General features: G+C 64.9%; 20 protein-coding genes and 1 pseudogene. 5 read left to right on the top strand and 16 right to left on the bottom strand.

Annotation, left to right across the window (positions count from 1 at the left end; genetic code table 11):
- Window positions 1–100 precede the first annotated feature (100 nt).
- From FJ414_RS11150 to FJ414_RS11140, 3 genes are all read left to right on the top strand, one after another.
- Complete coding sequence (locus FJ414_RS11150; protein ID WP_140644440.1) at window positions 101–1141, top strand: 2OG-Fe(II) oxygenase family protein; 1041 nt, start codon at window positions 101–103, stop codon at window positions 1139–1141.
- 27 nt (window positions 1142–1168) lie between these two features.
- Window positions 1169–2809, top strand: coding sequence for an ABC transporter substrate-binding protein (locus FJ414_RS11145; RefSeq protein ID WP_140644439.1), 1641 nt, complete (start codon window positions 1169–1171; stop codon window positions 2807–2809).
- A 101-nt stretch (window positions 2810–2910) separates the two neighbouring features.
- Window positions 2911–3693: a glucose 1-dehydrogenase gene (locus FJ414_RS11140; RefSeq protein WP_140644438.1), complete on the top strand. Its 783-nt coding sequence runs from the start codon at window positions 2911–2913 to the stop codon at window positions 3691–3693.
- Here the strand turns inward: FJ414_RS11140 and FJ414_RS11135 are convergent.
- The 13 genes from FJ414_RS11135 to FJ414_RS11075 all read right to left on the bottom strand — a co-directional run bounded on the left by FJ414_RS11135 (window position 3625) and on the right by FJ414_RS11075 (window position 14958).
- On the bottom strand, window positions 3625–3945 hold the full coding sequence (locus FJ414_RS11135; protein ID WP_140644437.1) for a hypothetical protein: 321 nt from the start codon (window positions 3943–3945) through the stop codon (window positions 3625–3627). The two genes, FJ414_RS11140 and FJ414_RS11135, sit on opposite strands and share 69 nt — an antisense overlap.
- A 53-nt stretch (window positions 3946–3998) precedes the next feature.
- Window positions 3999–5006 carry a sugar-binding protein gene (locus tag FJ414_RS11130; RefSeq protein WP_140644436.1) on the bottom strand — a complete coding sequence of 336 codons (1008 nt, stop codon included), beginning with the start codon at window positions 5004–5006 and terminating at the stop codon, window positions 3999–4001.
- 74 nt (window positions 5007–5080) lie between these two features.
- On the bottom strand, window positions 5081–6085 hold the full coding sequence (locus FJ414_RS11125) for an ABC transporter permease (protein ID WP_140644435.1): 1005 nt from the start codon (window positions 6083–6085) through the stop codon (window positions 5081–5083).
- 20 nt (window positions 6086–6105) lie between these two features.
- Complete coding sequence (locus FJ414_RS11120; protein ID WP_140644434.1) at window positions 6106–6846, bottom strand: ATP-binding cassette domain-containing protein; 741 nt, start codon at window positions 6844–6846, stop codon at window positions 6106–6108.
- On the bottom strand, window positions 6843–7802 hold the full coding sequence (locus tag FJ414_RS11115; RefSeq protein WP_140644433.1) for an ROK family protein: 960 nt from the start codon (window positions 7800–7802) through the stop codon (window positions 6843–6845). Before FJ414_RS11115 ends, FJ414_RS11120 begins: the two co-directional genes overlap by 4 nt.
- Complete coding sequence (locus tag FJ414_RS11110) at window positions 7799–8617, bottom strand: alpha/beta hydrolase (protein WP_140644432.1); 819 nt, start codon at window positions 8615–8617, stop codon at window positions 7799–7801. Before FJ414_RS11110 ends, FJ414_RS11115 begins: the two co-directional genes overlap by 4 nt.
- Window positions 8614–9441 carry a sugar phosphate isomerase/epimerase gene (locus tag FJ414_RS11105; protein WP_140644431.1) on the bottom strand — a complete coding sequence of 276 codons (828 nt, stop codon included), beginning with the start codon at window positions 9439–9441 and terminating at the stop codon, window positions 8614–8616. Before FJ414_RS11105 ends, FJ414_RS11110 begins: the two co-directional genes overlap by 4 nt.
- On the bottom strand, window positions 9441–10520 hold the full coding sequence (locus FJ414_RS11100) for a Gfo/Idh/MocA family oxidoreductase (RefSeq protein ID WP_181181588.1): 1080 nt from the start codon (window positions 10518–10520) through the stop codon (window positions 9441–9443). Before FJ414_RS11100 ends, FJ414_RS11105 begins: the two co-directional genes overlap by 1 nt.
- A gap of 574 nt (window positions 10521–11094) precedes the next feature.
- Window positions 11095–12252, bottom strand: coding sequence for an ROK family transcriptional regulator (locus tag FJ414_RS11095; RefSeq protein WP_140644430.1), 1158 nt, complete (start codon window positions 12250–12252; stop codon window positions 11095–11097).
- Window positions 12253–12325: 73 nt separating this feature from the next.
- Window positions 12326–12808, bottom strand: a complete 483-nt coding sequence (locus FJ414_RS11090; protein ID WP_140644429.1) for a DoxX family protein — start codon at window positions 12806–12808, stop codon at window positions 12326–12328.
- Window positions 12809–12978: 170 nt separating this feature from the next.
- Complete coding sequence (locus FJ414_RS11085) at window positions 12979–13440, bottom strand: tetratricopeptide repeat protein (protein ID WP_140644428.1); 462 nt, start codon at window positions 13438–13440, stop codon at window positions 12979–12981.
- Window positions 13441–13476: 36 nt separating this feature from the next.
- Complete coding sequence (locus FJ414_RS11080) at window positions 13477–14448, bottom strand: MBL fold metallo-hydrolase (protein ID WP_140644427.1); 972 nt, start codon at window positions 14446–14448, stop codon at window positions 13477–13479.
- A gap of 300 nt (window positions 14449–14748) precedes the next feature.
- Window positions 14749–14958 carry a DUF680 domain-containing protein gene (locus FJ414_RS11075; protein WP_140644426.1) on the bottom strand — a complete coding sequence of 70 codons (210 nt, stop codon included), beginning with the start codon at window positions 14956–14958 and terminating at the stop codon, window positions 14749–14751.
- Between the two features lie 339 nt (window positions 14959–15297).
- Here FJ414_RS11075 and FJ414_RS11070 point away from each other — a divergent pair.
- Together FJ414_RS11070 and FJ414_RS11065 are read left to right on the top strand one after the other, a co-directional pair.
- Window positions 15298–17887 (top strand): annotated as a pseudogene (locus FJ414_RS11070) (EAL domain-containing protein).
- A 201-nt stretch (window positions 17888–18088) separates the two neighbouring features.
- Window positions 18089–19084: a transporter gene (locus FJ414_RS11065; RefSeq protein WP_140644425.1), complete on the top strand. Its 996-nt coding sequence runs from the start codon at window positions 18089–18091 to the stop codon at window positions 19082–19084.
- 4 nt (window positions 19085–19088) lie between these two features.
- Here the strand turns inward: FJ414_RS11065 and FJ414_RS11060 are convergent, their stop codons facing one another.
- The 3 genes from FJ414_RS11060 to cimA all read right to left on the bottom strand — a co-directional run bounded on the left by FJ414_RS11060 (window position 19089) and on the right by cimA (window position 22681).
- Window positions 19089–19775 (bottom strand): glutathione S-transferase family protein, encoded by a 687-nt coding sequence (locus FJ414_RS11060; protein ID WP_140644424.1) that lies wholly within the window; start codon window positions 19773–19775, stop codon window positions 19089–19091.
- A 60-nt stretch (window positions 19776–19835) separates the two neighbouring features.
- Window positions 19836–20765, bottom strand: a complete 930-nt coding sequence (gene rarD, locus FJ414_RS11055) for an EamA family transporter RarD (RefSeq protein WP_140644423.1) — start codon at window positions 20763–20765, stop codon at window positions 19836–19838.
- 299 nt (window positions 20766–21064) lie between these two features.
- The gene (gene cimA, locus FJ414_RS11050; RefSeq protein ID WP_140644422.1) at window positions 21065–22681 is read right to left on the bottom strand and encodes a citramalate synthase; all 1617 of its coding nucleotides are present in this window, start codon (window positions 22679–22681) and stop codon (window positions 21065–21067) included.
- Window positions 22682–22700: the final 19 nt, after the last annotated feature.

Genomic DNA, 22700 nt, shown 5'->3' with positions numbered 1-22700 from the left:
TTCCAGACAATGAGCAAGGGCCGCGCCTCATGGCGTGCTCGCGCCTGTCGGCGGATTCGACAGCGGCACACCCGGTCCCAAGCATCGCAAGGATCATGAGATGAGCGACGACACCACCGCGGGCATCCCCGCCATCGACATCGCGCCGCTGTTCGGCCCGCCGTCGCCTGCCCGCGACGAGTCAGACCGCCAGATCTTCACTGCTGCCTCCGGCATCGGCTTCATGACCGCGCGCGGCTTTCCGGGCGCGGAGCTTTTGACGCGCGAGCGGCGCGGCGAGTTGCTGAAGATTTTCGACTTGCCGGACGCGGAAAAGCAGAAGCTGCTGCGCTGGAATTTCGATCCGTCGAAATCGAACTATTATCGCGGCTGGTTCCCGCTGCAGCCGACCGCGGTGTCCTACAAGGAGGGCATCGACATGGGGCCGGACATCGCGCATGCCGACGCCGAATTCACGGCCGACGATCCGCTGCTCGAACGCACGCCGCTGCCGGCCGAGAACGATGTTCCAGGATGGAAGGCGGCGGCAGCGCACTACTACCGCTCGATGGAAAAGGTCGGCGCGGCGCTGATGGCCTCGATCGCGCGCAGCCTCGGGCTCGAGGACGACATTTTCGACGGCCATTTCCAGGGCGGCATCTCGACGCTCAGGCTGATCCGTTATCCGCTGCGCACCGAGGATGGCGCGGTCGACCTGTCGAAGCCTGAATATTCGGTCATGCACAAGGGCGAACGGCGGCTGGTCATCGGCCGCGAGCATGCCGATTCCGGCTTCGTCACGCTGCTGGCGCAGGACGGCGTCGAAGGCCTGCAGGCCAGGAACCATGCCGGCGAGTGGATCGACGTGCCGCCCGCAGACGGCACGCTGGCGGTAAATTTCGGGCAGTTGCTGGAGCGCTGGACAGGCGGTGTGGTGCAGGCGACGCGCCACCGGGTGATCGCGCCGAAGACGGCGCGCTACTCCATCCCCTTCTTCTACGAGCCGCGCGTCGACGCCGAGATCGCGCCGCTGCCGATCAAGGGCGCCAGCGATTTCGCGCCGTTCCTCTACGGCGACTATCTGTGGGAGTCGGCGACCAACTTCGTCGAAATGGCCGGCGGCAAGACTTTGCGGAAGCCAAGGCGGGCGGCGGCCGCCTGAGCGCACCAACCAACAGGGGACCAAACAATGAGCACCGAAACGCGCAAATTGCCATCCATCCTCGGCGGATGGGAGGCCGCGGTGAGACAAGGCAGGGTCGATCGTCGCGAGTTCCTGGCGGTGGCCAGCGCGCTCGGCGCCTCCACCACAGCGGCCTATGCGATGGCGGGCCTTGCCGCTCCGACCGAGGCACGAGCCGACGAGCCGAAGCGCGGCGGCGTGCTGAAAGTTGCGATGCTGGTGCCGGGGCTGAAGGATCCGCGCACGTTCGATTCCTCCGATCTCGGCAATATCGGCCGGCAGTTCCTCGAGCCGCTGGTGCGCTACACGGAAACCTTCACCTTCAAGCCGATGCTTGCCGAGCGCTGGGAGGTGAATGACGACGCCACCCGCTACACGCTCTATCTGCGCAAGGACGCGACCTGGAACAATGGCGATGCCTTCAGCGCCGACGACGTGATCTTCAACTTCACCCGCTGGTGCGATACCGCGGCCGCCGGCAATTCGATGGCGCGGCGCTTTGCCGGCCTCACCGAGGGCGACAGCGGCAGGCTGCGCGCCGGCGCCATCGAGAAGGTCGACGACCATACGGTCGTGCTCAACCTCTCGGCGCCGGACGTGACGGTGATCCCCAATCTCGCCGATTATCCGGCGCTGCTCGTGCATCGCAATTTCGACGCCAGCGGCGGCGATCTCGCCAAGCATCCGATCGGCACCGGCGCCTTCGAATTGGTCTCGCTCGATGTCGGCCAGCGCGCGGTGTTCAAGCGCCGCGCCAACGGCAAATGGTGGGGCGGCGAAGCGCTTCTCGATGGCATCGAGATGATCGATTACGGCGTCGATCCCAACGCGCTGGTCAGCGCCTTCGAGGCGGGCGAGGTGCATACCAATCTCGACAGCAATGGCGACTTCATCTCGGTGTTCGACGGCATGGGCCTGACCAAGAGCGAGATCCTTTCGGCCTCGACGGTGGTCGCCCGCGCCAATGCGACGACCGCGCCCTATAGCGATGAACGCGTGCGGCGCGCGCTGCAGCTTGCGGTCGACAATTCGGTGGTGCTGAAGCTCGGCCTCGCCGGCGCCGGCGAAGTGGGCGAGAACCACCATGTCTGCCGCATCCATCCCGAATATGCGGAGCTGCCGCCGATCAAGCGCGATCTCGACGAGGCCAGGCGCCTGATGACCGAGGCCGGCCAGATGGGCTACGAGCACGAGCTGTTCTCGATCGACGACGACTACCGCAAGAACACCGCCGACGCGATCGCTTCGCAGTTGCGCGAAGCCGGCTTCAAGGTGAAGCGCACGGTGCTACCGGCCTCGACCTACTGGAACGGCTGGGCGAAATTCGCCTATTCGACCACCAACTGGGCGATGCGCCCGCTGGGCGTGCAGGTGCTGGCCCTCGCCTACCGCACGGGCGAGGCGTGGAACGAGAGCGGCTTCGCCTCGAAGGAATTCGACGCCAAGCTCGACGAGGCGCTGAAGACCGCCGATGTCGAGAAGCGCAAGGCGGTGATGAAGGACGTCGAGACGATTCTGCAGCGGTCCGGCGTGATCATCCAGCCCTATTGGATGAAGCTCTATTGCCACTCGGCCAAGCAGGTGATGAACCGCCATGCACATCCGACATACGAATTGGACTTCACCGACGTGTGGCTCGCCGCTTGAGGCAGGCCGCAAAGGCGTGACCATGCTGGCCGACGCCTGGCGCTTGCTTGAGCTGTTGGGCAGGGTGACAATGCCCGTCGACACATCGATGAAGGTGCAAATTGCGTTCGACTGATTATCTCGGCCGTCTCTTCGGCCTCGAAGGCAGGCATGCCTTCATCACCGGCGCCAGCCGTGGGCTGGGCCTCGCCTTCGCGGAGGCGCTGGCCGCCGCCGGCGCGCGCGTCACCATAGGCGGCCGCAAGGCCGACGAGCTCAAAGCTGCCGGCGACAGGCTACGCGGCAACGGCTACACGGTCGCGGAGTCATTGATCGACGTCACCGACACGCAGTCGGTCGATGCGGCGATTGCGGCGAGCGAAGCCGGCACCGGTCCGATCGACATCCTGGTCAACAATGCCGGCATCCAGCGCCGCGCGCCGCTCGAGACTTTTTCCGATGCCGACTGGGACGCGCTGATGGCGACCAATCTCGACGGCGTCTTCAAGGTGAGCCGCGCCGCGGTGAAAGGTATGATCCAACGCCGCAGGGGCGTGATCATCAACGTGTCGTCGGTGCAGAGCGCGCTCGCTCGGCCCTCGATCGCGCCCTACGCGGCCAGCAAGGGGGCGATTACCATGCTGACCAAGTCGATGGCCGGCGAATGGGGCGAGCACGGCGTGCGCGTCAACGCCATCGCGCCGGGCTATTTCAAGACCGAGCTGAATGCCGCACTGGTCGCCGACGAGAAATTCTCCACCTGGCTCACCGGCCGTACGCCGATGCGGCGCTGGGGCGATGTCGAGGAACTGGCGGGCGCGGCGGTGTTCCTGGCGTCAGACGCAGCAAGCTTCGTGACGGGGCAGACGCTGCTGGTGGATGGCGGGATCACCAGCGTGCTTTGATCGCCGCTTCCGCCGCATGGCGATGCAGGAAATTCGGCAAGGCGACGGCCACGGCATCGAGGCGTCGATGTTCACCGCGTCCTCGATGGTCTCGGCAATCGCCGGAATCCCGAATTCGGCGGCGAGCTCGCCGGCTGTCTTTTTGTTGCGGCCATAGATCACCGCCACATCGACCCTGGCATCGCCGAGCAATGCGGGAAGGTGGGCCCGCCGCACGATCATTCCGAGAACGGCAAGCCTGAGCTTCTTCACCGCGCCATCCTGGAAAGGGCCGGCGGGATTCCCGCCGGCCCGTGTTTTGCGGATCAGTTCTTGCCGCAGGTATCGGCCATGTCGGGCGTGCACTTGACGAAGCCGGTGTCGATATAGGGCGGCACCGTCTTGCCCTGCTTCAGGTCATGCAGGGCCTCGATCGACTTGTAGCCCATATTGTACGGGCTCTGGCCGACAAGGTAGTGGGCAAGCCCATCCTTGAGCAGCGGCAGCTGCGGCGCGAAGGCGTCGCCGAAGGAGATGACGAGGTCCTTGGAATCGACGCGGTCCTTCACCCGCCCGACCGCCTGCCTGTAGGCCGACGGCGCGTATTGCGCCCAGCCGCCGACGGCGACGAAAGCGTCGAGCTTGGGATTGGCGACCAGCACGTCGTTCATCTGCTGGGCGGCGAGGCTGATGTTGTCATTGTTGTAGATCGGGCAGCCGTCGACTTCGGTCCAGCCGTTCTCGCCGGCCAGGCGCTTCACCGGCTTGTCCTTGGAGACGTTGGCCAGCGTGTCGCGAATGCCCTGGACGCGCAGGTCGAGATTGAGCGAGCCGGCCGTGCCGGTCTGGATGCAGACCGTGCCGCCCTTCGGCTTGTATTCGACGACCTTCTTGGCCAGCTCGACGCCGAAATTGTAGTTGTCGGTGCCGATGAAGGTCGAGCGCAGGCCGGCGTCTTCCTGCAGCAGATCGCCGTCGAAGGTCACGATCGGGATGCCGGCCGCCTTTGCCTTTTCCAGCAGCCTGGCCACGGATTTCGGATTGGTCGCGGAGACTGCGATGCCGTCGACGCCCTTGGTCAGCACGTCGTTGATGACCTGAAGCTGCTGGGCCTCGTTCACCTCCGACGGACCGATATAGTAGCACTCGACGCCGAGGTCCTTGGCGGCCTTCTCGCAGCCGTCCTTGACCGGGGCGCTGAAGACGTCGTTCACGGTCTTGACGATCACCGCATAGGTCTCGGCCGAAGCCGGCGCCGCGTTGATGCCCGCGGCGAATGCCGCCGCGATCACGGTCGCGCCCATTCGGGCGGTCAGTCTGTCGATACTTCTCATGGTTTTCTCCTCTCTGATGTTATGTGCACGAAAGTGCGCGAACCTTCCGAACAGGCCACCTGTCCGGACAGGTTCTAGGCGCGGCTGGAGCGGAACCGTTCAAGCAGTACCGCGAACAGGATGAAGAGGCCGACGAAGGTGCCCTGCCAGAACGGGTTCACGCCGGCGAGCAACAGGGCGTTGCGGATCACTTCGATCAGCACCGAGCCGATGACGGCGCCGAAGGACGTGCCGAAGCCGCCGAGCAGGTTGGCGCCGCCGATGACGGTCGCGGCGATGACCTGCAGCTCCTGGCCCTGGCCGAGCGCGTTGGTGGCGGCGCCCATCCAGCCGACGAGGAAGATCGCCGTCATGCCAGTCATGGCGCCGAGCAGCGCGTAGGTCGAAACCTTGACGCGATCGACCGGGATGCCGGAAAGACGCGCGGCATTTTCATTGCCGCCGATGGCGCGCACATAGCGGCCCCATCTGGTCATCGACAGCAGCCACTGCATGACCACGGCCGAAACGATCACGGCCCACAGCACATTCGGCACGCCGAGGAAGGAGCCGCTGCCAAGCGCCAGCAGCGTGTTGCCGGCGCGGCCGAAATCGTAGACGACCTGGTTGTTGGTGACGACCAGCGTCTGCGAACGCACGAGGCTCATCATGCCGAGCGTGACGATGAAGGGCGGCAGCTTCAGGTACGAGACCAGCGCCCCATTGACGATGCCCACGAAGGCGCCGACGAGAAGCACCAACAACACGACGACGGCGAAAGGGTAGCCGCTGGCGCAGAACAGGCCGAGCAGCACGCCGGTCAGGCCCAGCGTGGAGCCGACGGAGATGTCGATACCGCCGGTCATGATCACCGGCGTCATGCCGATCGCCATCAGCGCGGTGAAGCAGAAATTCTGCAGGATGTTGGCCATGTTGGCGCCGGTGAGGAAGCGCGGCGCGATCATGCCCACCACGGCGCCGATGATCAGCACCGCGATGACGATCCAGAATTCCTGGCTGCGCAGCATCTCGCCGAGCTTGCTGCGTTCCGACAGGTTGAAGACCGAATCCAAGTTGCTGGCGTCCGGAGACTTGTTCATTCCATCCTCCCCTGTTGCCTTTAGGCCGCGGCCTTGGCGCCGACGATCAAGGCGGTGATTTCCTCGGGCGAGCTGGTCGAAGCGAGCTTGTTGGCGACCAGGTGGCCGCGCCGCAGCACCATGATGCGCTCGCACACGCCGAACACGTCGGGCATGCGGTGCGAGATCAGGATGACGGCGACGCCGCGCTCCTTGAGGCGCTTGATCAGCGCCAGCACCTCGGCGACCTGGCGCACCGAGATCGCGGCGGTCGGCTCGTCCATCAGCACCAGCTTGGCGTCGGCCAGGCGGGTGCGGGCGATGGCGACCGCCTGGCGCTGGCCGCCCGACATGCGTTTGACCACGTCGCGCGGCCGCGTCTCCGACTGCAGCTCGCGGAACAGCTCGGCGGCGCGCTCGCGCATCTTGCGATGGTCGAGGAATTTGAACGGGCCGACCGAGCGCATGATCTCGCGGCCGAGGAAGACGTTGGCGGCGGCGCTCAGATTGTCGCAAAGCGCCAGGTCCTGGTAGACGATCTCGATGCCGGCGCGGCGGGCGTCGGACGGCTGGTTGAACTGCACCTCCTTGCCGTCGAACACCATCTTGCCGGACGAGGCCGGAAAGTTGCCGGCGATCATCTTGACCAGCGTCGACTTGCCGGCGCCGTTGTCGCCCATCAGGCCGACGATCTCGCCGGGCTCGATCTTGAACGACACGTCCTCGACGGCGTGGATAGCGCCGAACTGGCGCGAGATGCTCTTCAGCTCCAACAGGCTCATGGCAGGGACTCCCGTTCTTGCTTCGCTTCGGATGCAGGCATCGATCGAGCCGCGGCATAGTCGTCGGCGGCCTTGAGGCCGCCATAGAGGACGGCGCGCCAGCCGAGCCCGGCCCAGCGTAAGTCCATCGGGCGGCCCGTCTCGGCGAAGGGCGCCCGGAGCGCCACCAGTTCCCCCAACTGCCGGCGCGGAAATTCCTCGATCGCGCAGACCCCTCCCCCGAGCACGACCGTGGCCGGGGAAAACAGCGCCACCGCCGTGCCGATGGCGAGCGCCTGATCGCGCACAAACCGGTCGACGTCCGCACCAAGCCCGGCGATGCGCCGGGACTGGACAAAAACCTCGGTGACGGGAACGCCGTGCCTGGCGGCAATGACTTCCAGAGCGCGGCCGGAGACGTAGGTTTCCAGGCAGTCCGTGCGCAGTCCTTCCAGGGACCTGCCCTCATTGCCGAAAGGCATATGGCCGATCTCCAGCGCCCAGCCGCCGCCGCGAAAGGCTTCGCCGCCCTGCAGGAAAGCGCCGCCGACACCGGTGCCGAAGAACAGGCCAAGCACGCTGTCGGCGCCTTTCGCAGCACCCGCGATCACCTCGCCCGCCAGCACAAGCACGGAGTCGCGTTCGATGATGACGGGGAAGCCAAGCAGCGCGCCAAGCTCGCTCGCCAGATGGTGGCCGTTGAGCTCGGGGACATTGCCGGCGAAGAGGACGCGGTCGCCGTCGGTATCGATGAAGCCGGGAACGGTCGAGACCATCAGGTCGGGGGTGAGGCCCGCCTCGGCGCAGAACTCCCTGACGAGCCTGGCGAAGCTGCCGACGGGATCGGCGTTGCGCATCAAGGCGGACGGGAAGAGCCGCTCGCCGGCCTGCGGGACACGGTCGACGACCATGCCGCATTTGACCGAGGTGCCGCCGACATCGACGACCAGGATCGAGCGGATCGAGGCGCGTGTCATCGGTCGCCTCCCCTGTCCGAAAGGAAGTCTGCCAAGGCGTTCCGGAACTCGGCGACATAGGCCGCGCGGTCGACCGTCTTCGACGTGATCTCGGCCAGCCGGGCGCCCGGGATGAGACCGGCCAGCTCGCGCGCATAGGCCAGAGGGTGGACGTAATCCTGGTCGTTGCCGATGATCAGCGCCGGCTGCCGGATGGCCTCGATCCGGGCGCGGCTCACGCCCGGCCAGTCGAGCGGAATACGCGTCAGAAGCGCGATCGTGGTATCGGGCCGCGGCCGCTTGAAGAAGCCGATGAGCGAGGCCGCGTTGTCCGGCGAGGCCGCAAGGACCTCAAGGAACTCCGGCGATACGCGAAAACGCTCCGCGCCTTCTTCGGCGCCGTATTTTTCGAGGTACCGCGCCGCGACGTGATAGCCGTGCTGGCGCTCGATGGAAGGCCCATCCACCCATGCCGGCCGCGCCAGCGCCAGCTTTGCCACGCGCGGGGCATGAAAGCTTGCCAGCCGCAGCGCAATCGCCGCGCCCAGCGAGATGCCGCCGACCGCAGCCTGCTCGATGCCGAGATGGTCGAGCAGCGCCAAGGCATCCTCGGCGAACTGCGCGATCGAGAGGCGCGACGGATCGCCAAGCGCGGAGGCGCCGTGGCCCCGGCACATCAGCGTGACGCGTTGCAGACCGGTGTCTTCGGGAAACACCTCGACCGGCTGGTCGAGAGGCGCGCCGAGCCCGTGCTGCCAGAGCACCGGGCATCCTTTGCCCGCGACATCGAAGGCAAGCGCACAGCCGTCAACGGTGGTGAAGGTACCGGCCGTCATGACACGTCCTCAAGAAGCGTGCGCAGAGCCGCGCCCGACGCGGCCGCATCCTTATGCTCGAAGCCATGCGCGACGACCGCCTGGCCGTAGCCGCAGGAGCGCAGCAGCCGCAGGAATCGGTGGAGATCGACGGCGCCGGCGCCGGTGGCGACAACCGTGCCGGCCCGGTCGATGTCCTTGGCATGCGCCAGGACAATGTGCTCGCCGAGCAGGTCCACCGCCTCTTCCATGACGCGAGCCTGATCGCTCAGTCTGTCGCCGACGAGATTGGCGGCGTCGAGGATGATGCCGAGGCGCGGGCTCCTGACCTCGTCGAGGATCCGCCGCGCGAGAACGGCGTCGGCGACCACATTGCCGGGCTCGGGCTCGATGCCGAGCCTGACGTCGTGCTTCTCGGCAAGCTCGAGCGCCGCATCGAGCTCGGCGCGCAGATCGGCCCAGGCGGCCGGCGAGGCGTTGTCGGGGTGGGCTGCCCACATGTCGTCGGCGCTGCGCGAGCCGGTGCACAGCGTCACGATCGGCGCGCCAAGCAGCGGCGCGGCGGCGACGACATTGGCGAAGCGGGCGCGGGCGGCACGGCGCACAGCCGCATCGGGATGAGTCATGTTGTAGGTGCCGGAGAGGCCGGCAACCGCCAGGTCCCGCGCGCGGGCGGCTTCGGCGAAGGCCGTGAGCTCAGCGGCCGGAACGGTGTCCGGAAGGCTGGCCAATCCCAGGCATGACAGGTTGAACTGCATGCCCTCATAGCCGTCTTGCCCGATCGCCCAGAGCAGCTGGTCGACGGGGCCGAGCGGATAGGTCCGGGCAAAGATTGCGGGATACATCAGACCGGCCCCGAGGCGTCCGCCAGATCGAGGGGCTTGCCGCTGCGGACCGACTGGCCGATCGCCACCATGGCGCGGATGGAAGCGACGCCATCCTCGATCGAAGCGCCGTTCATCGGCACGCCGGTGAGCACGACGTCGGCGAAGCCTTCGAGCTGGCGGCGATAGAAATGCCCGTCGGCGCCCAGTACGCGCTCGGAGGAAGCGCTGCTCTCGCGGAAGATGTCGACCTCGCTCGACTTGTAGTACCAGGGATTGAAGATCTTGCCGATGGCGCTGCCGTTCTCGCCATAGAGCTGGAAGCCTTCGTGCCAGTCCATCCGGACCGGCAGCGTCAGATCGAGATGGCCGAGCGCGCCATTTTCGAATTCCGTGTCCACGAACCAGCAATGGGCGCCGAAGCGTTCGAGCAGACGTGCCTGCACCGACTTGATCGGCCCCGCCAGATAGCGCGCGAGATCGACGAGATGGCTGCCATGCGCCAGCATGAAATAGCGCTGGCGATCGGCCTTCTGGTCGCCGGCCGGCTTTAGCGCCTTGGCGCCGGTCCTTGGCACCGGCTGCACCGCATCGGTCATGGTGTAGCGATGGGTGGAATCGCAGTACCAGGCCTTCAGCGCCAGCAGCGAGCCCATCTCCTTGGTGGCGAATTCGTGCGCTGCCTGGATGCCTGGATCGAAACGCAGCATATGGCCGATCTGCAGCACCAGGCCGGTGCGCTCGACATGGCCTCTCAGCTCCTCCGCCTCCTCGACCGACATGGCGATCGGCTTTTCGCAAAGAACGTGCTTGCCGGCCGAGAGAGCCTTGATCGCCGCCGGAACGTGGAAGGCATCTGAAATGCCGATGACGATCGCCTCGACCTCGGGATCGGCGAGCATGCGGTCATAGTCGTTGTAGATGCTTGTCGCGTCGTAGAAGGAGCCGAACCGCCGCGCCAGATCGACATCGGCGTCGCAGACGGCCTGGAGGACGACGTTCCTGCCCTTCTGCGCCGATTCCAGATGCGCGAATTGCGAGATCGGCCCGCAGCCGAGGATACCGATGCGCAGACAACGGGCGTCTTTCTTGATGGGCACAGGCTCGCTCCCCTGATATTTGTTTTTGTCTTATACAAAAACAAATATCACAAACCGCCCCGCGTCAAGGCGCTTGATTAGGATTTCTGCGATGGCTGTTTTGCGGGATGCGAGGATGGATCGACTTCGCATGGCCGCGGTCGGCGCTAGTGCTTTGAGTTGGCTCCCCAAAATGGACTGTCGCGGCGCCCCGCTGTTCGCCAGTGCGTGCAAGAAAAAACCTTGGAAATGATAACCAGTTCCTCAGCACAGGGACTGGATTTTCACCGTCTATTTCCGTGGAATCAGCGCAAACGCTGGAGATTGGTGGAAGCCTCCCCAACGTCGTCATCCCTGGGCGGAGCAGCCGCGAAGCGGCGTCGTGGGGACCCTGGGATCCATTCGGTTACTTTGATCGAAGAACGTAGCGGAGCAGAATTCTGGACCGCAGCAGCGCTCATGAGTCACGGAATGGATCCTCGGGTCTGCGCGCGTCGCTACGCTCCTTGCTCCGCCCGTGGATGACGAGGCCGGACCGGTTCGGCCAATCTCCAAGGCATACCACCTGCCAACGCAGACATAGCCGACTGGGGAACTACAGCGTGCTGGCCTCGAGGTCCGGGAGAGCGAAAAGCGTGTCGCGGATGGTCGCCGCCGCGCCGATCGCGGCGCCGTCGGCGCCGAACTGCGCCACCCTGATCTCGGGCATCGCGAAGCCCGCCAGAAGCCGCCGCTTGATATCGGCCTGTATGCGCCGGCCGAGCTTGGGATAGAGGCCTGCCAGCGGGCCGCCGAGCACGATGCGCCCGGGGTCGAGCAGATGGATGGCGTTGACGAGGCCCGCGGAAAGGCCGCTGACCCAGGCGTCGAGCACGGCGTCTACGTCCTTGCTGCCGACGCTTGCAAGCAGCATCTGGACGCCGTCGGCCACTGGCTGCCCCTCTTCGAACAGCCGCGTGAAAAGCTTGGCGCCGGCCAGCATCTCGAATGTATCGACGCGGCCGCCGGCGGAAACGATGGTGTGGCCGATTTCGCCGGAGTAGCCGTGCCCGCCCATCACGACACGGCCGTCATCGATGATGGCGCCGCCGATGCCCTCGGCCAGGAGAACGACCAGCATGCTGCCGGCCTTCGCCGTGGCGGAGGCGGCAAGCTCGGCATTGGCGAAGGCGAAAGCGTCGTTGCAGACCATGACCGACCAGTCGGCCGGCGACTTGGCCGTCAGTTCCGCTTGCAGGGGATAGTTGCGCCATTCCAGGAACGGCGCATGCACCACGCTGCCGTCGCGGCCGACGAGGCCCGGCACCGAAATGCCGATGCCCTCCACCTTGTCCTGCAGAGCGGGATTTTCGTTGAGCAGCCTCTCGATCAGGGAGAGCAGCCTTGCCGATATATGCCCGGCGTCGCGGTAGCGCGGACCGGTCGGCTCGACGATGCGGCTGACGACGTTCATCTGCAGGTCGAGCAGCACCCCGGTCAAGGAACGCGTGCCGACATCGGCGCCGACAAAATACGCACCCGAAGGGTTGAGCGACACGCCTACGCCCGGACGGCCCTTGCGCGTTTCGGGGGACATTTCGGCGCTCTCGACGACAAGGCCGGCATCGAGCAGGACGCGCATGGCGTTGCCGATCGTGGCCCTTGTCAGGCCGAGCTGGCGGGCCATGTCGGCGCGGGAGAGCTGCCGGCCGTTTTGCAGCAGTCTCAGGCAACGCCTGGCGTTGATATGGCGCAGTAGGCTTGTCGTATTCAAGGCGACGTCTTCAGTTTGGGACCCGAGCAAATAGCATCCGGCGCCAGCAATCCAAAGAGGTTTCCGTGCCGCCTCAAACCGGCAGGCTCGTCTCCCCCACCGACAGATGCTGCTCAATAGGCGGATCGATCTTGGTGTCCTTCGCGAGCCCGGCCAACACCCTGTCCACCGACAGCCTGCCGGAACCGGAAAGCGCCAGGATGAACATGCCGCCGGCGATGGCGAGATCCTTCTCGAAATGCAGCAATTCGTTCTGGCTGGCGAAATTGGTGTGGAAGAGGCCGGCCGTCATCAGGCAGAACAGGCCGAGGCCGATCGCGCCGAGCCGCGCCAGGATGCCGAGCGCCACAGAGAGGCCGGCGCCGAGCTGCAGCGCGATGGTGGCCAAAAGCAGCGGCGTGCCGACGCCGAGCGCGGCCATCGCCTTCTGAGCGCCTTCGAAATGGGTCGCCAGCTCCAGTCCCTCATGCACGAAGATCAAGGACAGGAGCAGCCGGCCGGCCAGCAGGACCGCGTCCCTGGCGTGAAGTTTTTCGGCAAGTTCGATCGGTGTCATGGTCGGCTCCAATCTTTGGAAAAGGGGTTGGCGCCGCGCGTCCGTATCGACGCGCACCTGCGCGCTCCGAGTTGAAAGGTCGGAGCCGGCGCGAGGGAGAGGAACGCCGGCTCCGGTTTTCGGGCGCTACCGCCGTGGCGCCAAAAGGATGACGAGGCCTTATGGGCCACCTACTTCGTCACCTTGGTGTCGATGGCCTGCTTGAGGTCCGAAAGCTCCTCGCAGCCGGCCGGGCAGAGTTTTTGCAGCGAGGCGAGCTGCTCGTTCGCCTTGGCCATGTCGCCGGTCTCGACATAGAGCTCGCCCAGATATTCATGCGCGGCCTTGTGGTCGGGCTGAAGTTCCAGCGCCTTGGTGTAGTAAGTGAGCGAGGTCTGGTAGTCGCCGGTCTTGCGCAGCGTGAAGCCGAGCAGGTTGTAGACGTCGGCCTGCTGGGTGTCCTGCGCAAGGTCGCGCAGGTCGGCCAGCGCGCCCTTGTAGTCCTTGGCCTCGATCTTGGCCTTGACGGCCGTCAGGTCCGGCGCGTCGGCGCCTTCGATATCGTCCACCGCATAGGCCGGAACGGCGATGGCGATGGGGGCCGCGATCAGGACCGCAATGGCGCCGAGCACCGCGAAAAGTGCGTGTTTCATTGGAGTTGTCGCTTTCTGTTCAGGATCCGATTCTGATCAGATCTGGGTTGGGGTGAAGGCGTAGGCGTTGCCGTCCTTGACGAAGCTGCCTGTGCCGGGGAACGGGAAGTGCGAACCGCAGATGCGGACATTGTCGGCGATCACCTGGTCGATGATCCGGTGGCGCGTGGTGATCGCCATCGGCCCGTCCTGGTCATAAGCGCCCTGCCATTCGGGATGCGGGGCAAGCAGCGCCGGCACGTACATGGTGTCGGCCGAGACGAGGAACTGCTCGGAGCCGGCATCGACATGGTAGACGGAATGGCCGGGCGTGTGGCCGGGCGCCGCCATGAGGCGGATGCCGGGCACCACTTCCGCGCCGTCGTCGACCAGCTTCCAGTTCTTCCATTTCGGAAAGTTCTCGGCGATGCGCTTGCCCGCCGGCTTGCGGCCCTCGGGCAGCTTGGCGAGGCGGCTCGGATCCGTCCACCAATTGTATTCGGTGGCGTTGACGATCAGCTCGGCATTCGGGAACACCGGATTGTTGGTGCCTTTCTCCATCAGGCCCCAGACATGGTCGGGATGGAAATGCGAGATCATGATGGTGTCGATCGCCTTGTAGTCGATGCCGGCGGCCTTCATGTTGGCCGGAAGATGCGTGGCGTTGGCCTGCCACTGGCCGACGCCTGAACCGGCGTCCATCATGATGGTGTGGCCGTTCATCTGGAGCACCACGACGGTGAGCGGGATCGGCATGAATTCGGTGGTCAGTCCGGCCTTGGCGAGTGCCGCCTTGGTGTCGTCGATCGACACATCCTTGATGAAGGCCGGGTCGTGCGGCTTGCGCCAGATGCCGTCATAGACGGCGGTGACCTCGAGCGAGCCCACCTTGTATTTGTAGAAGCCGACCAGCGGCTCGACCGGGGTTTCGGCGTAAGCCGCGGGCGCGAATTCCAGCTTGCCGGCAATGCCGAAGGCGGCCGCGGCGGCGGCGGAACCGAGCACCATGCGGCGTGTCATGTTGAACATCAGAAATCTCCTCTTGTGGCTTGGGCGTTTGCTTCAGGTTTCAGGCGGTATGAGAGAATGGCGGAGGGCCCGGTGCGACCCTCCGCCGGCTGCGGAACCGGAGCCGGCCGGTCCGACTGAAGACCGGCCGGCTCCGGGGAGATCGGGACGTCTGGTCGTTGACCCAGGGCGAGGCGTGCCTTCCTCACACCGGCATCAGGACCTTCGATCCCGCCTCCTGGGCGATGACCTTTCGGTCCCGCCGGGGATCAGGACCTTTTGGTCCTGACTCCTGGGCGAGAACCTTTCGGTCCCGCCGGCTCAGCGACCCCAGGTGCCCTGGCCGGGCTCTTCCGCAGCAATCCTAGCCGCCGGCTTCATATCGGGCTTCGCGATGGAGGCAGTGGTGGTGGTGGTGTCGACGGCCGCGGCCTGCTGGCCGCCATTCGTCCAGGGGAAGCAGTCGCTGCCGGCAAAGGCGCTGCCGGTGGCAACGAGGATGGCGAGAGCGATGAAGACGGTTCTGTTCATACGCGTATTCCTTCCGGGTTGGTTGATGCGTGCCTTGGGAGGACGGCCTCGCTACAGCCAAGACCCGGAAGGCCCGGGCTTTATTCCCGGGACGCGGAAGATTTTTTTGGGAGCAACGGAAGATCGCGATTTTTGCGGGATGAACGGCCCAGTTAGCCGGCGTTAATCATGGCTCGAATTTGTTGGCTCAAGGCAAGCCTCCCAGGCCGTGAACGGCGCAATTTGAGGCGGGCATGGAAGTTCTAATTTAAGCACTTTCCTTTAACTCCGATCGATGGAGCGTCGTCCAGGAAAGCTATTCGGGTTGAATTGACAGCGACAAATTTCAACATCGGCCGTATCAGGCAGGCCGTTTTCTCTTCCGCCAATGTGCCGGCGGCGATTGCTTTCGTCGTGCTCTTGATCTGCGCGATCTTCGTCGACCAGCAGAACAAAACGGTTTCCGATCAACTCACGCGCGCGGACGTCCTCTACAAGGTCAATATCATCCGCGCCAAGCTGGAAGGAAACATCAACGGCAATCTCCAGCTGGTTCAAGGCCTCGTCTCGGCCATCGTCACCGAGCCCTATATGGGGCAGCAGAGATTTGCCTCCCTCGCTGCCAATCTCTTCAAGCAGAAATCGCAGTTGCGCAACGTTGGCGGCGCGCCGGATCTCGTCATTTCGCTGATGTATCCGATGGAGGGCAACGATCGGGCTCGACTACCGCAAGAACGAGGCGCAACGCTTGGCGGCGCTTAGGGCCCGCGACCAGCGCATATCGGTCCTTGCCGGTCCCGTCGACCTCAGGCAGGGCGGGCGCGCCTTCATCGGCCGGATCCCTGTCTTCGTGCCGACAGCGGGGGGCGGCGATCGCTTCTGGGGCCTTGTCTCGGCGGCTATCGATATCGATCGGCTCTACGCCGCAAGCGGCCTCACCGACCCTGATCTTGACATAGATGTGGCGCTTATCGGAAAGGATGCCCTTGGCGGTGGCGGCCAGCGCTTCTTCGGTAGCGCCGACATCGTCAAGAACAATCCGGTGACGGCAGACGTGCAGCTGCCGTTCGGTTCCTGGCACATATCGGCAATCCCCAAGGGCGGTTGGCCGACCGTGCCGAAGAACGAGCGGGGCTTGCAGGCGCTCATGGCGCTCGCCGCTGTGCTGGTGGTGCTGCCCATCCTGGTGGCCGGACGGCTGTTCGGCGAAAGGCAGAAAAACTATGCTGAATTGAGGCGCCTGTCCGGGAGACTGGAACTGGCGCTGGAGGCTTCAGGCATCGGCGTGTGGGAGCAAGATCTCTTCACCGACGAGCTGCTTTGGGACGATCGCGTCAATGAGATCTACAACAAGCCCGCCGACGGGAAGCCGCGCGGCTATGACGACTGGGCACTGGCGATCCACCCCGAGGATGTCGCGCGGGCACGGCGCGAGTTCGACCTTGCCGTGGGTGCAAAAGGTCCCTACTCGTCGCAGTATCGACTGCTTCGCCCAGACGGCACCGTCCGCCATGTGCGCGCGCGCGCAAGCTACTTCCAGGACAGCGACGGCACGCCGAAGATGGTCGGGGCCGAATGGGACGTGACCAGCGACGTTCTGCTCAACGAGAATCTGGTGCGTGAACGGCAATTGTCGGAATCGAAGAATGCCGAGCTCAAGACCGCCAAGGCGCGCATCGAGCATGTCGCGCTGCACGATTCACTGACCGGCCTGCCCAATCGCCGTTACCTCGATGAGATGCTGGCCAACTCGCCCGAGGATCGCACTGCGCTGCTGCATCTCGACCTCGACCGCTTCAAGCACATCAACGACACGCTCGGCCATGCGGCGGGCGACGCCATGCTCATGCATGCCTCGAAGGTCATCAAAGCCAACGCCCGCGCAGGCGACTTCGTGGCGCGCATCGGCGGGGACGAGTTCGTTGTGGTTTGCCAGGGGCGCGATGACAACGAGCTCGCCGCGCTAGCGGATCGTATCATCGAAGAAATGCGCCAGCCCGTCGACTATAAAGGCCACCAATGCCGCTTTGGGGTCAGCATCGGGATTGCGGCGCTTAGCGGCGTCGATGCGAAGCAGTTGCTGGTCAACGCCGATCTCGCGCTCTATCGAGCCAAGAGCCGCGGTCGCAACCGCTATGAGTTCTTCAACGAAGAGCTGCAGAGCGAGATCGTCAGGACCAAGCAGACCGCTGACGAGATCCTCAGCGGGCTGGAGCGCAACGAGTTTATCGCCTACTATCAACCACAGTTCGATGCCAAGACGCTCGAGATCGTCGGCGTCGAGGCGCTGTCGCGCTGGCGCCATCCACGGCGCGGCATCCTCGCCCCCGACATCTTCCTCAAAGTGGCCGAGGAATTGAATGTGGTCTCGCTGATCGACCGCACGATCCTCGAACAATCGCTGGAGAATTTCCAGCGCTGGTCGCGCGACGGCCTCAACATCCCGCGCTTTTCCGTCAACGTCTCAGCACGAAGGCTGGAGGACAAAGACCTGATCAACGGCCTGCGCATGCTGGCGATCAAGGAGGGAACCGTCTCGTTCGAGCTCGTGGAATCCATTTTCCTGGACGAAAATGACGAGCTTGTCGCCTGGAACATCGAGCACATCAAGGAGTTCGGGATCGACATCGAGATCGACGATTTCGGCACGGGCCATGCATCCGTCGTCAGCCTGCTCAAACTGCAACCGCGCCGTCTCAAAATCGACCGGCAGCTCGTCACGCCGATAACGGGCTCGGCGGCGCAGCGGCGGCTGGTGTCGTCAATCATCGAGATCGGCAAATCGCTCGGCATCGGGGTCGTGGCGGAAGGCGTCGAGACGATGGAACATGCGCGCATCCTGAAAGAGCTTGGCTGCGACATCCTGCAAGGCTACGCTTTCGGGCGTCCGATGGACCCAAAATCTTTCAGGACCTTCGCGATGTCGCGCAAATGGCTGGCGACTGGATAGGCAGGCGATGCGAGCTGCCGTTTGATCGCAACGCCACGGCTGCGCAGCCAGTTCGGCCAACGATAGGACGGCTCTGTCGAGAGTGGCTGCAGCCGTAAAGACGGTCACCAAACTGTCACACTGGGCGGCAATCGCCATGGTAGGTTTGCCCTGGCCGCCCCCCCGCGACCCCTGACCGCACCAAGAGCCGGCGAAGCCGCCATGAACATCGCCTTCCCCGCCGACGGCACCGACCTCTCACCCTATCTGCCGGACGAGCACGGGCTGTTCTTCATCTATCATTTCAAGGCCGATGGCTCCCGCACCAAGGATCCCGCCGAGGCGCATTGGAGTTGGCGCAGCTACCAGATCACCGACATGCGCGCCCGCCAGGAGATCGGCGCCGAGCAGGCCCTGCCGGCGCCGGTGCGCGATGCCTTCCTGTCGCCCAGCCATGGCTGCCAGATCGATTTCGAGGACGACTTCCTCTATGGCGACCTGCCCGACCTCAGGCACGATTTCGCCGAGGCGCGCGGGCTCACCCATTTCCGCTTCGCCTTCAACGATAGGATGCTGATCGGCGCCCGCAAGCAGCCGCTGGAATCGGTCGACAAGATCCGCAAGCTGGTGGAGAGCGGCTCGCGAAAATTCCGCACGCCGGCCGAGCTGATCGAGGCGGTGATGGGCCAGTCGCTCGACGGCATGGCGGCCGAGCTCGACAAGATGGGCGACACGCTCGACGGCATCGAGGACCGCATCGTGTGCGATGCATGGCACAATGAGCGCCAGGCGCTGGTCGACGCGCGCCGGCAGCTGGTGCTGATCCACCGGCAGATGGCGACGCTCACCAGCCTCTTCCGCCATCTCGACCATTCGCATCGCAACGAACTGCCCGACCCCATCAACGACATGGCGACCCGGCTTTCGCACCGGGCGCACACGCTGCATCACGACGGCGAGCAACTGCAGGCGCGCACGCGCCTGTTGCAGGACGAGCTGATGGCCAAGCTGACCGAGCAGTCGAACCAGCTGCTCTATATCCTCTCCGTCATGACGGCGGTGCTGTTGCCGATGACCATCATCTCCGGGCTGTTCGGCATGAATGTCGGCGGATTGCCGCTGGTCGGCACGCCGCTGGGATTCTGGGTGGTGACGGCGATCTCGGTCGTCATCGCCGGCATCATCTATATGTTCGTGCGACGGCTGGGGCGCGTGTAGCGTTTCAGGCGGTTGCCCGCAAATCCTCGACGATCGTGCCGGCGGCACGGACTTCGGCTTCGTGGCCAGGCTCGCGCCACGTCTCGGCAAGTCCGGCCGCGTACCATTCGCGCATGGCCGGCAGGTCGAGCAGCCGCCGCGGATAGTTAGCCGCTTCGCCTTCGAAAGTCAGGCCATAGGACTGCGCCCTGAGTGCAATCGGAGCAAAGAAGGCATCGACGGCACCAAAACGGTCGCCGGCCAGGAAAGGTCCGCCGAAACGCGCAAAGCCATCGTTCCACAAGTCTCCCATGCGGAAGATGTCGTGCTTCAGCGCGCCGGACATGGGCGAAAGCTTTACCCGCACGCCGCAGCTCATCGGGCAGTCATTGCGCAGCGCGGTGAAGCCCGAATGCATCTCGGCGACGGCCGAGCGCGCCCAGGCGCGCGCCTTCGTCTCCGACGGCCAGACGCCCTGATGGCGTTCGGCAAGGTATTCGACGATCGAGAGCGTATCCCAGACGGCCCAGCCATCATCGACAAGACAGGGCACGCGTCCATTTGGCGAGAACTGCCGGTAGAGGCCGAAACTCGATCCGGTCGGGAACGGCGTCAGCCGCTCCTCGAAGGGAATACCGAGGACACGCATCAGCAGCCACGGGCGCAGCGACCACGACGAATAGTTCTTGTTGCCGATATGCAGAACGTACATCGGGCGCCCTCTGCTCCTTGTTTACGCAATGCCAGACGGAAAACCGTCTCGCACTTTTGCTTATCTCGTCGCGGGAGCCGGCGGGCGGACCTCGCGCCCCCTGAACATCGACCAGCTATACATGGCCAGAGCTGCCCAGATCAGCGCAAAGGCGACAGCCTGGGTGCCGCCGAACGGCTCGTCGAAGATCAGCACGGCGATCAGGAATACCATGGTCGGCGCGATATATTGCATGATGCCGATGGTGGACAGGCGCAGCAGCCTGGCGCCGAAGGCAAAGAGCAGCAGCGGCACCGCGGTGACCGGGCCGCAGCCGATCAGCAATGCGGTGTCGGCGCCTGTGCCGGAAATCAGATGATCCTGGCCGGTGGCGATCAGGTAGACGATGTAGCAGAGCGCCGGCACCGACAGCAAAAGCACTTCGAGCAGGAACCCCTGGCTCGGGCCGATCGGCAGTGTCTTGCGGAAGAAGCCGTAGGCGGCGAAGGAGAAGGCGAGCGCCAGCGACACCCAGGGCAATTTGCCGGCCTCGATTGTGAGCACCATCACCGCGACCGCGGCCAGCGCCACCGCGGCGATCTGCAACCGGTCGAGCCGCTCGCCGAGCAGCACCGCACCGACAACGACGACCACCAGCGGGTTGATGTAATAGCCGAGCGCGGTTTCGACGGTGCGGTCGACCGCGATCGCCCAGACATAGATGCCCCAGTTGATCGAGATCAGCACCGCCGTCAGCGCCGCCATGGCAAGGCTCTTCGGCGAGCGGATCGCCGCCTTGAAGTCGGCGGTGCGGCCGGCCCAGATGAGCACCGCCGCCGCGATCGGCACCGACCAGACGACGCGGTTGGCGATCACCTCGGCAAGCGGCAGATGCGCCACCGCCTTCATGTAGAAGGGCAGCAGTCCCCAGAGGAAATAGGCGCCGAGCGCCAGGAGGAAACCGCGGCGGGCCTTGGCATCCTGATCGAGATCGGCTGTAGCGGTGACCATGGCCTGACGCTATGGCCCAGCGGATCGCCCAAGACCATCACAAAATTATGATGGATCAACGGACTTTTCGTGATGGTTCAAACGCCTCGCGCAAGTTCCTCGCCCCACGCAGTGGGGAGAGGTGGCCCGGCGAAGCCGGGACGGAGAGGGGTTTTCGCAAAGTGTAGAAAATGGGGAACTAGCGACCTTGCTGCGCCCTTTCCTTCTTGGACCCTGGCTTCGCGCAGGTCGCTCCCCCGCTCCGTCCCGGCTGCGCCGGGCCACCTCTCCCCCGCTTTGCGGGGGCGAGGAAAGGAGCCCTATTCCGCCGCCACCAACCCCGCCATCTCGCGGTTCTTCATCAGCTTGTAGACGATCGAATCCATCAGCGCCTGGAAGGAAGCGTCGATGATGTTTTCCGACACGCCGACCGTCCACCAGCGGGCGCCGGTGGAATCGTGCGATTCGACCAGGACGCGGGTGATGGCCTCGGTGCCGCCGTTGAGGATACGCACCTTGAAGTCGGCGAGCTCGAGGTCGACGATCTCGCTCTGGTATTTGCCGAGGTCCTTGCGCAGCGCGATGTCGAGCGCGTTGACCGGGCCATGGCCTTCGGCCACCGACATCTTCTCCTCGCCGTCGACCTCGACCTTCACGATCGCCTCGGAGACGGTCTTCAGATTGCCGTTGGCGTCGAAGCGGCGCTCGACCATGCAGCGGAACGAGGTGACGTTGAAGAACTCCGGCAGGCCGTGCAGCGTCTTGCGGGCCAACAATTCGAACGAGGCGTCGGCGCCTTCATAGGCATAGCCTTCGGCCTCGCGCTCCTTGACCACGGCGATCAGCGCGTCGAGCCGGTGATCGTCCTTCGGCACGTCGATGCCGCGCCGCTTCAGCTCGGCGAGGAAGTTGGCCTTGCCGCCCTGGTCGGAGACCATGACGCGGCGGCGGTTGCCCACGGCTTCCGGCGGGACATGCTCATAGGTCGCCGGCTCCTTGGCCAAAGCCGAGGCATGGATGCCGGCCTTGGTGGCAAATGCCGATGAGCCGACATAGGGCGCCTGCGCTTCCGGCGCGCGGTTGAGCAATTCATCGAACGCACGGGAAAGCCTCGATATTCCGGTCAGCGCCTCGGCCGAAATGCCGGTCTCAAAACGATCGGCGAAGGCGGGCTTCAGCGCCAGCGTCGGGATGATGGAGATGAGATTGGCGTTGCCGCAGCGCTCGCCGATGCCGTTCAGCGTGCCCTGGATCTGGCGCACGCCGGCCTCGACCGCGGCAAGGGAATTCGCCACCGCTTGTCCAGTGTCGTCATGGGCATGGATGCCGAGATGGTCGCCGGGGATGCCGTGCGCGATGACCTTGCCGACGATGGCGCGCACTTCCGAAGGCTGCGTGCCGCCGTTGGTGTCGCACAGCACCACCCAGCGCGCGCCGGCTTCATAGGCCGTCCTGGCGCAGGCCAGCGCATAGTCCGGATTGGCCTTGAAGCCGTCGAAGAAATGCTCGCAGTCGACCATGGCTTCCTTGCCGGCCGCGACAGCGGTTTCCACCGAAGTCTTGGTCGACTCCAGGTTCTCCTCGTTGGTGCAGCCGAGCGCGACGCGCACGTGATAGTCCCAGCTCTTGGCGACGAAGCAGATGGCGTCGGACCTCGACTGCACCAGCGCCGCCAACCCCGGGTCGTTGGAAGCCGAGACCCCTGCCCGCTTGGTCATGCCGAAGGCGACGAATTTCGCGCGCTCAGTCCGCTTCTTCTGGAAGAAAGCTGTGTCGGTCGGATTGGCGCCCGGATAACCGCCCTCGACATAGTCGATGCCGAACTCGTCCAGCAGTTTGGCGATGGCGATCTTGTCCTCGACGGAAAAGTCGATGCCCGGCGTCTGCTGGCCGTCGCGAAGCGTCGTGTCGAAGAGATAAAGGCGTTGCTTTGTCATGGCTGCGTGGGTGCTTCAG

It is taken from the genome of Mesorhizobium sp. B3-1-6 (assembly GCF_006439555.1).
In the GTDB taxonomy this organism is placed as follows: Bacteria; Pseudomonadota; Alphaproteobacteria; order Rhizobiales; family Rhizobiaceae; genus Mesorhizobium.
The sequence above is the reverse complement of the archived record's forward strand: the minus strand, read 5'-3'. Positions and strand labels throughout refer to the sequence as shown.